This is a genomic window from Weissella sp. DD23 (genome assembly GCF_001579105.1).
Taxonomy (GTDB): Bacteria; Bacillota; Bacilli; order Lactobacillales; family Lactobacillaceae; genus Weissella; species Weissella cibaria.
In genome coordinates this window covers 253,016-265,650 of the sequence record NZ_KQ970391.1, presented here as the reverse complement: position 1 = coordinate 265,650, position 12,635 = coordinate 253,016, and the positions used below count along the sequence as shown (strand labels likewise).

The 12,635-nt window shown below is 46.4% G+C and carries 10 protein-coding genes; all 10 read right to left on the bottom strand.

The annotated features are described in order from the left end of the window. Positions 1-3,039: KxYKxGKxW signal peptide domain-containing protein (locus WEIDD23_RS03830; protein ID WP_062358768.1), on the bottom strand; the 3,039-nt coding region annotated here is incomplete at its 3' end. Between the two features lie 232 nt (positions 3,040-3,271). After that, positions 3,272-4,078: a RecX family transcriptional regulator gene (locus WEIDD23_RS03825; protein ID WP_010373430.1), complete on the bottom strand. Its 807-nt coding sequence runs from the start codon at positions 4,076-4,078 to the stop codon at positions 3,272-3,274. 97 nt (positions 4,079-4,175) lie between these two features. Continuing rightward, positions 4,176-4,850 carry a phosphate signaling complex protein PhoU gene (phoU, locus tag WEIDD23_RS03820; protein ID WP_010373428.1) on the bottom strand — a complete coding sequence of 225 codons (675 nt, stop codon included), beginning with the start codon at positions 4,848-4,850 and terminating at the stop codon, positions 4,176-4,178. Between the two features lie 47 nt (positions 4,851-4,897). After that, a complete protein-coding gene (pstB, locus tag WEIDD23_RS03815) occupies positions 4,898-5,656 on the bottom strand; it encodes a phosphate ABC transporter ATP-binding protein PstB (RefSeq protein WP_010373426.1) in 759 nt (252 codons plus the stop codon). Between the two features lie 15 nt (positions 5,657-5,671). Beyond that, positions 5,672-6,496: a phosphate ABC transporter ATP-binding protein PstB gene (gene pstB, locus WEIDD23_RS03810; protein ID WP_010373424.1), complete on the bottom strand. Its 825-nt coding sequence runs from the start codon at positions 6,494-6,496 to the stop codon at positions 5,672-5,674. Between the two features lie 17 nt (positions 6,497-6,513). Continuing rightward, positions 6,514-7,404: a phosphate ABC transporter permease PstA gene (gene pstA / locus WEIDD23_RS03805; protein WP_029237483.1), complete on the bottom strand. Its 891-nt coding sequence runs from the start codon at positions 7,402-7,404 to the stop codon at positions 6,514-6,516. 4 nt (positions 7,405-7,408) lie between these two features. Beyond that, a complete protein-coding gene (gene pstC / locus WEIDD23_RS03800; RefSeq protein ID WP_010373421.1) occupies positions 7,409-8,326 on the bottom strand; it encodes a phosphate ABC transporter permease subunit PstC in 918 nt (305 codons plus the stop codon). A gap of 13 nt (positions 8,327-8,339) precedes the next feature. Then, a complete protein-coding gene (locus WEIDD23_RS03795; protein WP_043707701.1) occupies positions 8,340-9,212 on the bottom strand; it encodes a phosphate ABC transporter substrate-binding protein PstS family protein in 873 nt (290 codons plus the stop codon). Between the two features lie 451 nt (positions 9,213-9,663). Next, positions 9,664-10,860, bottom strand: a complete 1,197-nt coding sequence (locus tag WEIDD23_RS03790) for a hypothetical protein (protein ID WP_010373417.1) — start codon at positions 10,858-10,860, stop codon at positions 9,664-9,666. A 131-nt stretch (positions 10,861-10,991) separates the two neighbouring features. After that, positions 10,992-12,635 (bottom strand): hypothetical protein (locus tag WEIDD23_RS03785; RefSeq protein ID WP_197458788.1); only part of this gene is annotated, 1,644 nt, incomplete at its 5' end.

The following is a 12,635-nucleotide window of genomic DNA, read 5'->3' as shown; positions in this document are numbered from 1 at the left end:
ATCAATTGGTTTTACCAACCCGGTATTCGGATCCGTGTATGTGTAATAAACCTTGATACTATCTGGCAATGCTGTGTAGGCATACGTGTAATTAATCATGTCACCCGCATTACCAGCCGGCGTCTTAATAGCCGTATAATTCTTGACTTCATTACCCGCTGCATCTGTGACTACCAACTTATAACCAGGTACTTCGATTGCAGCTGGCAAATCGTACGTACTATCAGTTGCCGTCGCAATTGTCTTCGTCTCTGACGCAATTTGCGTCGCATATGTCGCTGGCAATCCCGTTACGGTCGTCTTAACGGTTTGTGCATTCGACGTGATATAAATCCAGATAGGTTGGTCAGTTGTATCGTCTGAATCAAATGCACCATTCAAATAACCAGCGTTAATTGAGTAACCCGGCTTTGCCCAAATCAAGTCACTGTACCCATCGGCAGTTGAATAAGCCTCCGTGGCCCAACCCGAAATCTTCTGTGTTGGCAAGGCGTCAGCAACACCATTCACCATGTAATGCACCGTCGCAGTCTGACGTGTCGCATAGACCAACGTCATGACATTAGCCTTCGACCCTGAAACCGTCACGTCGTTCGCTGAAATCAACTTGTACTTCGTGCTGTCAATTGCACTGCTTGACGGTGCCTGGTAGGCATAATCATCAATTTGGTAGTTTGGTGAGACGTAAGCAATACCAATCTTGTCACCAACGTTTGCCTTCATACTCGTATCAGGCAACAGCGTCTTCCCTGACGCGTCTTGGTACTTAACCGTCACTGAGTTTGGCACCAAGGTTCCTGAGAAGTGCATATCTTTACCAGTAAGCGGGTTCCGTTGCGTAACATCAATCGACGCTTCCATCACGGCTCCGTTACCACCTGTAACACCCAACAAACCAAGTGACAAAACGCCCTTTTTCAACAATTCTTGTAGCAATGTATAAGTCCAAGTCAGATATTGGCTCTTATCATTCACATTGGTTGAACCTGGCTTTGGCATCGATGCCGTCAAAACATGCGTAGTCGCATCATAGCTCAAGAAATAAGGCATTCCAGTCGTTAGAATACCAGCGGGTACAGAATTTTGCGTCGTTGATGAGTAACTAGTTCCCTTACTCGTGTTTTGCGTGTACTGTACCCCACCCGTTCCGTTTGTCAAATTACCATCGGCGTCAGTTGTACGGAAACCAGCAACTGGGTAACCGTTCTTTTGGTACGTTTCGTTTGTGTTCGTTCCGAAGGTTTGGTCACCCTTGTTTGAGTTATAGAAAAAATCGATACCAAAGGCGATGGCATCCGGTAAACCACCGATTCCCAAGTCACCGTTCGTCCCACCAATCGTACCCGGGTCGGTTGGTGACAAGAAGAGTCCCAAAAAGTCTCCCGATGGATAAGTTGATCCACCTTGGAAGGCATTTTGCTTGCCATCCACAGTTGGTAATTTAGCCACACGTGAGTCTGAGTGATTTGACATAAAGAACTTACCAGTAATGGTAAAGTTTCCTGACAAATCCAATTGGTACTTATACGTCACGTTTCCGGCAACCGGCTTAACGGCTGCTTGCTTCGTACCATCGGCACTCGTCACACCAGTCAAGTTGTAGTATTGCGTGTCGCCATCGACCGTCGTTGTTGACGTCAAAGAACTCGCATCGCCGCTTGGTACCGCCGCTGTGTTTTTAGGCGTATCAGTTGGATCAGAGTCAGCGCTCGCCGTCCAGCTGGTCAACCCAGTTCCTTCTTTAATCGTTGAAGTCGTCGTCTTCGAAACGGTTCCACCAGTCACGAAAGCGTTGTAAATTTGGTCATCGTTGTGCGCCAAAATGAGGGCATCACGAACCTTACCTGCGTCAACTTCCGCGTCAGTAACGGTGTTAACCGCACTGGTCATAATTGGGTCCACAACAAAACGGAAGTCGTCGTATAACCCCGTTTGGTGAAGGGCAGCGACCACTTTAGCAAATTGATTTGTTGGTGCACTCACAATCAAATCGCCATACGCTGATAACTTAGCCGTGGCGTTAAATCGTGAAACATCAAGATTGACATACGCGGATTGTGCCCGCGCTAAAACATCGTCCTGCACACCACGCTTGTCGGCTGCAGCCATTTGAATGGCTTGTTGCAGTTCAAAAGTCATGTTGTTCACAACGTTATACACCGTCATCATCAAGACATCGGCATTTTTAACTTGCATGTGCGTGGCTTGGTATTGCGCTGATGTCAAAGATTGTGCGACCCCATTCGCTTCTTCGACAATGTGATCGACCAATGCTTCCATCGCTGTGTTACGAACGACTTTATCAGTTTTTGAAGCCGCAATCGCTGCTGAGTCTGCGGCAGCGACGCTATGCATTGCAGCCACAATTGACGTCACGGCTGTTGCAGCTGACTTGGCTGAATCAACTGAATAAGAAACGCCTGACGTTGTGTGACTTGCTGATGACGAAACAGCTGCTGCCGTTGACTTCTTACTAGTAGCAGAGGCACTACTCGTCGTGACTTTGGCAGGTTGCTTAGCGCTAGAAGAGGCGACATTCTTTTTCACACTTGTTGATGCACTTGAAGAAGCGTTACTTGAAACCATCACACTAGCTGAGGTTGTAACACTTGATGCTGATGAAGAAATTGACGCAGACGTCGACTTAACGACTGTACTTGATTGCAAACTAGCGCTGACTGAAGAAGCGCTTGAAGCTGATGAAGCAACCGCACTAACAGACGCACTTAAAACAGTTGCTGCTACATCACTAGCATCAACTTGTGCAGAATTTGATAGTTGATCACTAACTGTTGACACCTCAGTTGCTGTTGACAAGACAACCGTGCTGTCCGAGTTAGGTGCGTTGGCTTGTTCTGCCGAATCAGTCGTTTGTGACTGATCAGTATCTTTGTCATCGGCATGGGCGCTACCACCGCCCAAAAAAGCCCCAATCAAAGACAAAGTCGCCATGCTGGCAAACACCCACTTTTTACCATCTTTGTACATCTTGTATCGCAATTTGCGATCAAACATGTCCTTTTGCAGGTTCATTTTCATATTAAGTTCCCCAATTCTCTTATGACTCTCTTTTTCATAATCGATAGTGGCCTATATTCCACCTAGTTAGAAATAATTATAAATGACATGTCGGACGAACGGTTACTTTTGGTTAGCTTTTTTGTTGCACAATTGGGACATTTGTACAGAATTTCACATTTTTCACAAAGTCCACCAAAAAACGCCCTGACGACAAATCAGAGCGTTAGTTTCATATTCATTATTTTGTATATTATTGCATTTCCGACTCGTTTTGCTTTATCCACTTATCCACAAGGGATAAGTCGTAGCCTTTTCGAAACATCGCGGCTTTTACTCGTTTCTTAAATTCCCAGCCCTCATACTGGCGGTAGCGATTGGCAGCTGACGAGGCATCCCGGTCTAAGTTCTCCCACTCCTGGTCCACGTCGGTTTCATTCTCAGCTTCATAACGCTTCAGTGCCGCCACAACCAGTTTACTATCATAACCCAGCTGGGCCAGTTTTTGTTTTGTTTTCTGTTCCGCCATAAAGTGCGCCTGTCGAGCATACTTCTGCATGAGCTTTTCGACCTTTTCATCAAGTTGGGCAACTTGGTCTTCTTCATCATATTCAACCAAAGCATCTTCAATTAGATACTTATCGACCCCAAGTTGTTGTAGCTTTGTCCGGACACCACGTGGTCCCAACTTGCCCGAGTGAATCGCACTGCGAACGTACTCTTCAGCAAAGCGCGCATCATCAATCACGTTCGCTGCCTCCAGCCGGTCAATCACATGCGCAATCACGATGCCTGGAAACTCGTTTTCCTTTAGCTTGATAATGACTTGCATTTTTGAACGCATTCGACCGGTCGCATAGACCAGCGCCTTCGTATAGGCTTTTTGCTCAAACTCCGCATCTTCAATTTTCTTGAGGTCTTCATCAGACAGTTCAGTATCTTTAAACAAGTTATATTTGATCAGGATTTTTTCATCAACCGCCAACGCAAATTCATCATCCAAATAGACGTTATAGCGGCCTGGTTTCCGTTGCCGGGTGACCTTCGTGACTTTTTTCATGCCGTCCTCCTGTTAAACTAAGTTTGCCAACATTAAGTTTAACCTAAAATCACAAAAAGAGCCAATGCACAAAGCATCGGCTCTTTTGATTTATCACTTAAATAAATGATGACATTCCTGGGTTCAATTCAACAATCTTACCCGTGCGCTTGTAGATAATCCACTCCGCAATGTCAGTCACATAGTCTGATGTACGCTTCAAGTAACCAGCAACAACCAAGTAATCCGTTGAAGCAGTCACCAATTCTGGGTCTGACTTCATGGCTTCAATCGCCATTTCACGAATCTCACCAGTGACATCTGATACCGACGTTGCCACTTCAGCAATCGCTTCAGCAGATACCGCATCGTCATTCACGTAGTAATCCAACACATCTGACACCATCTTGGCAACTGTTGAACCGGTCATACCGACCTTTTCTTCAATTGCCGCCACACGCTTGTTACCCTTCACGTGAATTGTTGAAAGGGCAATGTTACGTGCGTTGTCACCAATTCGCTCCAAAACTGAAACAGCCTTCAAGACCGTCACGATTTCACGCAAATCAGTCGTCACTGGTTGGTACAAGGCGATCATTTCAAAAGTCTTCTTTTCCAGTGCGATTTCGCGTTGGTTGATTGCCTTGTCACCATCGATAATTTCTTGCGCCGTGGCACGGTCGTGGTCCAAGAAAGCTTGTACCGCGCGACCCAACGTCTCAGAAACCAGCAGCCCCATTTCCTTAAAAGACGTATCCAAATCAGCTAGTTCTTCATCAAAATATTGACGCATCTGATAATTCCCCGTTTCTGTTAATTGTTTGTTTAGTATAGCACAGACTATCCGAAGCGACCTGAGATGTAATCTTGGGTCTCCTTCTTGTCTGGATCCAAGAACATTTTCTTCGTATCATTCGCTTCAATCAAGTCACCGTTCATAAAGAAGGCCGTTCGATCAGAAATACGTGATGCTTGCGCCATTGAGTGCGTTACGATAATCATCGTTAACTTATCACGCAATTGCATCAACGTGTTTTCAACCGCGTGGGCTGACACTGGGTCCAGCGCGGCCGTTGGTTCATCTAGCAGCAAGATTTCTGGTGATGTGGCCAAAGCACGTGCGATTGACACACGTTGTTGTTGTCCACCTGACAACGACAAAGCTGACTTGTGTAAGTCATCCTTCACTTCGTTCCAGATAGCTGCTTGCTTCAATGACGTCTCCACCATCTCATCCAAAACCGCCTTATTTTTCTCACCTGAAATGCGCATCCCAAAAGCCACGTTGTCATAGATTGAGAATGGGAATGGGTTCGGTTGCTGGAACACCATACCAATATCCTTACGTAGCTCAACCGTGTCGGTAGATGGTGCATAGATATCTTGCCCCTTGAACAGGAACGTGCCGTTAACTGTCACGTTATCTGTCAAATCGTGCATACGGTTCAAAGCACGTAGGTACGTTGACTTACCTGAACCAGATGGTCCAATCAACGCCGTAATGCCGAACTTATCATAATCCAAATTGATGCCGTGCAACGCTTCTTTTTCACCGTAGTAGAGACGCACGTTTTCAGTTGTCAAAATTTTTTCTGCCATTTGATAATGCCTCTCTTAACCAAAGTTTCCGTTCACGTAATCAATCGTCAATTGCACCTTTGGACGTGTGAAAATCTTACGTGTCAAATCGTATTCGACCAACTTACCGCTATTAAAGAACGCTGTGTAGTCAGAAATACGTGCTGCTTGTTGCATGTTGTGCGTCACAATAATAATCGTGTACTTTTCCTTCAATTGCATCAATGTATCTTCAATTTTCGCTGAAGAAATTGGATCCAACGCTGATGATGGTTCATCCATCAACAAAATATCAGGGTTCATGGCAATTGCTCGAGCGATGACCAAACGCTGTTGTTGTCCACCTGACAATGACAAGGCCGACTTACCCAAGTCGTCCTTCACTTCATCCCACAAAGCAGCTTGGCGCAATGACGTTTCAACAATTTCATCCAATTGTTGCTTGTCACGCATGCCGTGTTGCTTCAACGCGAAAGTGATGTTATCTGAGATTGACTTTGCGAATGGATTAGGTCGTTGGAAAACCATGCCGATGTGCTTACGCATCTCGTAAACATCGATATCCTGTGAGTTGATATCCAAGCCACGGTACATGATGTTTCCCTTAACCGTCGCCACTGAGTCGTTCATGCGGTTCAACGACCGTAGGAACGTTGACTTACCTGAACCAGATGCCCCAATCAATGAGGTAATCTTGTAGCGTTCAAACTTCAAATCGGCATCTTGCAAGGCCAACTTGTCGCCGTAGAACACTTGCAAGTCCTTTGTTGACAAGGCAACCTCGTGCTTCGTTTCGTCCATATCATAGACGTAGCGCTCTGGTTGTTCTTCGTCAAAAATTAAATGTTGCTCTTCAGCCATGACAAATGTCCTCTTTCTTACTTCGTTGCCGTCAAACGCTTGAACAAAACTCCACTCAAGTAACGAGCAAAGAAGTTGAACAACAAGACAGCGATGATCAAAACAGCAGATGATCCAGCGGATACGGCAGCCGCATCAGGCATGATACCTTCTGAGTTAACCTTCCAAATGTGCACCGCCAACGTTTCGGCAGGACGCATAATGTTCAATGGAGATGAAACGTTAAATGGGTTCCAGTCCGTAAAGTCCAAAGCTGGCGCTGATTGTCCAGCTGTATAAATCAATGCGGCAGCTTCACCGAACACACGACCTGCTGACAAAACCACACCAGTCACGATTGATGGTAAAGCGGCTGGCAAAATAATGTGCCCAACCGTCTCCCAACGAGACAAGCCGAGGGCTGCACCAGCTTCACGTTGCAAGTCAGGAATCGTTCGCAATGACTCTTCAACAGAACGCGTTAGCAGTGGTAGGTTAAAGAACGTTAGTGAAATCGCACCGGACAAAATTGAGAAGCCAAGTTTGAATTGGACAACGAACAACAAGAACCCAAACAACCCAACTACCACAGAAGGTAGTGATGACAAAATTTCAATGGCCGTGCGAATCAAAGCAGTTGCACGACTCTTCTTGTTAGCATACTCATTCAAGTAAATTCCAGCGCCCAACGCGATTGGGAATGAAATCAACATCGTGATAACCAACAAGTATAGCGAATTAAATAGTTGGATACCGATACCACCACCGGCAGTAAAGGCTGTCGCAGGCGCCGTCAAAAAGTGCCATGACAAATGTGGTACACCTTGGTACAAAATATAACCAAGTAGTGCTGCCAAAATCAAAATTACAAAGCCTGCAATCGCATAAAGAATGGCGCTTGCAATCTTATCGGCTTGCTTTGGATTCAACATCTTACATGGCTCCCTTCTTAGCAATTGCACGGATAACTGAATTGAAGACCAATGACATCAACAACAAGATCAATGCCAAGCTCCACAACGCATTATTTTCGAGTGATCCCATAACCGTGTTTCCAATACCCTGTGTCAAAACCGACGTCAATGTGGCGGCTGGTGATGTCAAGTTCTGTGGCATCAACGCCGCATTACCAACAACCATTTGAACCGCCAAGGCTTCACCAAAGGCGCGGGCCATACCAAAGACCACGGCCGTCAAAATTCCAGGCGTTGCTGCGCGCAAGATGACCTTGTAAATCATTTGCCAGCGGGTTGCACCCAAGGCCAATGATGACTCGCGGTAGTGACGCGGTACTGACTTCAATGTATCAACCGTCATTGATGTAACCGTTGGCAAAATCATGACGAACAATACCATGGCACCAGCCAAAATTCCGAACCCAGAACCGCCAAACAAATGACGCATCACGGGTACGATGACTGACAAACCAATAAATCCATAAACAACGGATGGAATACCAACTAACAATTCTGTTACGGGTCCCAAAATCTTTGCACCACGCTTAGGCGAGATTTCAGTCATAAAGACAGCTGTTCCGATGGCAAATGGTGTGGCAATCAAAGCCGAAATCAAAGTTACCAAAAATGAACCCACAATCATTGGTGCAGCACCAACGAATGGGTGTCCATTCGCATCCTTTTGACCAGGTGCCCACTTAGTGCCTGTTAGAAAATCCCATAGGTTAACTTTATTTGCAAAGAACGTTGCCAAACCTTTTGATGCAACGAACCAGAAAATTGATAACACAACCACAACAATCAATAGCAAAGCTGCTAGTGAAATATAACGTCCAAAGCGATCCTTTCGGGTAGCGGCTGATTGTTTCAATAGTGATTCACGGATGTTATCCATGTGCCCACACTCCTTAATTTTCAGATGTAATCTTTCCGTTCACGTCACGTGAAATTTCCATATCGTGAATGGCAATGTAGCCCAATTGTGGGACTAGTGTCGTTTGAATGTGCTTTGAATCGATGAAATCCAAGAACGCTTGGACATCCTTAGTTGGCTTGCCCTTTGTGTAGACGTGCTCATATGACCAGATTGGCCACTTGCCGTCCTTCACGTTGTCGTCATCGGCCTTGACACCATTCAAGGTTGGCACTGAGACTGTCTTGTCCAAGTAGGCAAATGCTGCGTATGAAACGGCACCTGGCGTCGTCGAAACAATCGAACGCACCATTCCTGATGAATCTTGTTCTTGCGCGTCCGCTGACTCGGCACCCTTCAAGCCCCACTTTTCAAATGTTGCACGGGTTCCTGAACCTGAGACACGATTTACCAACACGATTGGCAAATCAGCCCCACCAACTTGTTTCCAATTTGTGACCTTCTTCGTGAAAATCGCAATTAATTGGTCTTGCGTTAAGTTTTTGATATTGGCTTGTTTGTTAAGCATCGGCGCGATTCCAACGACCGCCACCTTGTGGTCAACCAACTGATTGGCTTTAATACCGTCTTTTTCTTCGGCAAACATATCTGAGTTACCCAAGTCGACGGCACCTTGCTGAACCTGCGCCAAACCGGTACCTGTTCCACCACCTTGCACGTTAACAAACACGCCCATGTTCTTCGCAGCGTAATCTTCTCCAGCTGCTTCAACTAGCGGTTGCAACGCGGTTGAACCAACGGCGGTGATATTCACGCTACCGTTTTTCTCTCGCGTTGTGTATCCCAAAGCTAATAGGCCGCCTACAACCACGACGATTGCGGCACTTATCAACCAACTGCGCTTCATAATGAACGCCTCCTAATATTCTTCTGCTACTGTAGACTATTATCTCTAACTTTTGTAAATGTCACACTGCAGTTTTGTAAAGGTTTTTGTTACATATCGTATATAGTTATTATTCTACTCTACTGTTAACTGGATTTCGCGGTTTCGACTACTATTTTTGGTATTTTTGTCGTGCTTGCGCACGAGGCGTGGTGGGTGGGGTGTGCCTCCGACAAAGATTAGCCTGGGTGAACTCCGCCGGCGCGAGCACCGGCTAGTGCCCAAATAATTGGGCGAAGGGTCAAGGTCCGTTCGCCTTAGCTAACCGGCGGTCGGCCGAACTTATGAGTTCACCCCGTCCAATCACTACGTCACACCCCACCCACCACGCCGGCAGCCGAGATATTCTCTGTTGGTTTGGTAAGCATAGATACACCAAAAGCCAGGCGCGTTCTTTGCACCTGGCTTTTATTTATCGCGTGACGATTGTTGTTAGGCGTTGTCTTGGACACTTGATACATTCACTGCCGGTTTGGACGCAGAGTGGTGCGTCTGGGCGGATGCGGAGTCGCGTGCTATCAGCCAAACACCGGATGTTTAAATGCTCGTTTTGCAGGGTCCAGGCAATTGTACCGACTGCTGGTAGTTTCGGTTGGCACGTTAAGCAGAGTTCATTATTAATGACGCAGCCACCCGTTAACCAACTTAAGAAGCCAGTTAGACGTTCTTCTAAATCTGTTTCGTTAGTTAAATTATGCAAACTTCCTGTTAAGTCGGTTGCTGGTTGTAACAACAACTCATAAAGTTTTTGTTCCCCTAATTGCAACCGGGTGCGGTACAGCGCCCAGCGAATGTTTCGTTGCCAATTATGATCCGCACTAATTTGCACATCTGTGCGTGCCCAAAAGGTTTGCCAGCGAGCGCGCTTTTGAAGCGCAACTTGTTCAAACGATAGCCCTGTTCGCCCATCTAGGTAGTAACTAATTTTCAGTGGGCGTTCTGGCGTTACTTGTTGCGAAACGACCAATCGTCCATGCGCTCGTGACAAGCGTCCCGTCGTCACAATGTCGTCGATTAACGCCAATGGTAGCGTCACAACAACGTGATGATTACCAGCAATCGTCAGACGTTTCGCGACATCGCTGTTATCTTCAAACTCGCGGACTGTGCTAATTTGTACATCCAAATAATCCCGATGCCGCATTTCGTAGGCAAAATTTGTTAGCTGACATCCCCACCGCATATCCTCGACCGTCAACCACGGATTATTATCCTGTGGCACAATCGGCAACCGTTCCCCATCAATCATCAACGACCAATCTGGTAAAACGTTCGGCGCAACGGCTGGGGCAATTGCATTACTTGTCCGCCGGGTCCACAGCACGGTCTCATGGAGTTGTCCATTATCTAGACCGCGCACCGCGATATTTAAATTACAACGGACAATCCAAGCGTGTACCCAAATCTCCGTGACGATTTTCCACCGCATTGGACACGTTTGTTGCAGGCCATCGTTTACCAAATTAATCCGATCGACACCTGTGATTTCTTGCAGCGTCGCCGTCACCGCATGGTACATCCCCAACACGCTTTGATTGTCCCAGCCCAATTTTTCGTGGCGCCCAATCAGCACTTCATCGGCCGTGAACCGAACTGTCATACTTTTCATTACTCAATCACCCAAATTTACGCTTCCCAATTAAAATTCCCATACAAAAAATCCCCCACAACCGCAAATTATACGGAAGTGGGGGATTTTGTCTAGGCAAGGTGTTAACTGTTAACACCTGCAATAGTTAACTACTTATCACCATTAATACGGGCTTGGAATTCCTTTTCGCTTTCCTTTTGACGACGCCAGAACGCTGCCAAAAGTCCAAACATACCAGCAACCATCAAGCTAGCAATGATAATACCAATGTAGTTCTCTGATGCATTTTCAGTCATGTTGATTGACGCCTTGTTAACCTTAGCATCATCTAACATATCGTGAATACGATCAGCATCAGTCTTTGGTGTGTTGGTAGTTGTTGCAACAACTTGCTTGTCAGCCTTTGCAACACTTGCACCGTTATTCAACGTAGAAGCCGTCTTATTACCACGCGTTGCTGCTTGCTTAGCAGTCGTTGTTGTCGCAACAGCTTGTACCGGCTTTGCCATAACAGCTCCCTTAGCGACCGATGTCTTGTTTGCCTTCACAACAGTAGCAGCCGCACGAGACTCGTGACGTTCAGCCATTGCTACCCCAGGTTCCTTAGGAGTAGCGACGTTCGTGTTCACAATTGACTCACCTTGGCGACCGTCAATGACACCACCTTGGTTCATTGCATTCAACTCTGCCAAACGGTTTTGCACCGCCGTCAAAGCCGTACGCAACGCTGAAACAGTTGTATCAGCTCGGTTAGCCATGCCCTGCAAGTCCGTTACCATTTGGATCAAATCACCCGCATTGTTTTGCAAGTTCGCAGGTACCTTAATGGCGTTGGCTTGGTCAATTACCGTACGCAACGTTGCTTGCGCATCCGCGACTGCTTGGTCATAAGCTTGCTTAGCCTTAGCGACATCACCAGGCACATACGTCTTAGCATTCAATGCGTCATCAACCGCACGCTTAGCTGCAATCACCGCCGCATCATCTGACACATTCGTTGGTACAACGGTTGCATCTGCTGTTTGCAACTTAGCAACTGCTTCATCAATCACTGACTTCGTACCAGTTTCCTCAGCTGCCTTAACGGCTGCAATGCGGTTCTTAACATCATCATTTGTGCCATTCTTTACTGTTGCAACGGCGCCATCGGCCGTCTTAACTGAAGCTTGGCGCACATCATCAACCTTCTTGATATCATCTTGCAATTGCTTACGCGCTTGCTCAATATCAGTCTTGGTTGCTGTCGTGTTGTCAGCTGACGTCAAGTCATGCAACTTCTTCAAATCATTTTGAATAGCTGACGTATTTTGATCAGCATACTTCGGTGAAACCGTTTGCCAATTCTTGCCATCAGCATCGGCACTTGCCTTCGTATCGGCCAAAGCTTGCTTTGCTTGTGCAACCGCCGTTGCCAAGTTGCTAATCGCTTGCTTTAGCTTTCCCGTATCAACATTATCGCCATTCAAAATATCATTAATTACTTGCTTGGCCTTTTGCACATCGCCTGAATCAGCAACGTTAATGGCAACTGATTGATTTACAGCCGTCTTAACCTTGTTAATCGCGTTGGCCACACCAGACTTTGCACCGTTCTCCAACATGTTGTGCAAGTTATTAACCGTGTTATCAACGTCGTTATCTGACATTTCCTTGTTCGACGTGTTGTTGTAGTAGTGGTTACCATCAACTGAAACAGCCGTATCGTCGATTGCTGGCGTATATGACACCACAAAGTCCTGGATGTTCATATCGTTCAATGACGCTGCTTCGGCAAGTACTGCTTGGTAACCAAT

What these genes read in the sequence shown, in the direction of transcription:
- pstB (WP_010373424.1), bottom strand. Translation starts at nt 6,496, where the DNA reads ATGGCTGAAGAGCAACATTTAATTTTTGACGAAGAACAACCAGAGCGC.
- pstB (WP_010373426.1), bottom strand. Translation starts at nt 5,656, where the DNA reads ATGGCAGAAAAAATTTTGACAACTGAAAACGTGCGTCTCTACTACGGT.
- WEIDD23_RS03790 (WP_010373417.1), bottom strand. Translation starts at nt 10,860, where the DNA reads ATGAAAAGTATGACAGTTCGGTTCACGGCCGATGAAGTGCTGATTGGG.
- WEIDD23_RS03825 (WP_010373430.1), bottom strand. Translation starts at nt 4,078, where the DNA reads ATGAAAAAAGTCACGAAGGTCACCCGGCAACGGAAACCAGGCCGCTAT.
- phoU (WP_010373428.1), bottom strand. Translation starts at nt 4,850, where the DNA reads ATGCGTCAATATTTTGATGAAGAACTAGCTGATTTGGATACGTCTTTT.
- WEIDD23_RS03795 (WP_043707701.1), bottom strand. Translation starts at nt 9,212, where the DNA reads ATGAAGCGCAGTTGGTTGATAAGTGCCGCAATCGTCGTGGTTGTAGGC.
- pstC (WP_010373421.1), bottom strand. Translation starts at nt 8,326, where the DNA reads ATGGATAACATCCGTGAATCACTATTGAAACAATCAGCCGCTACCCGA.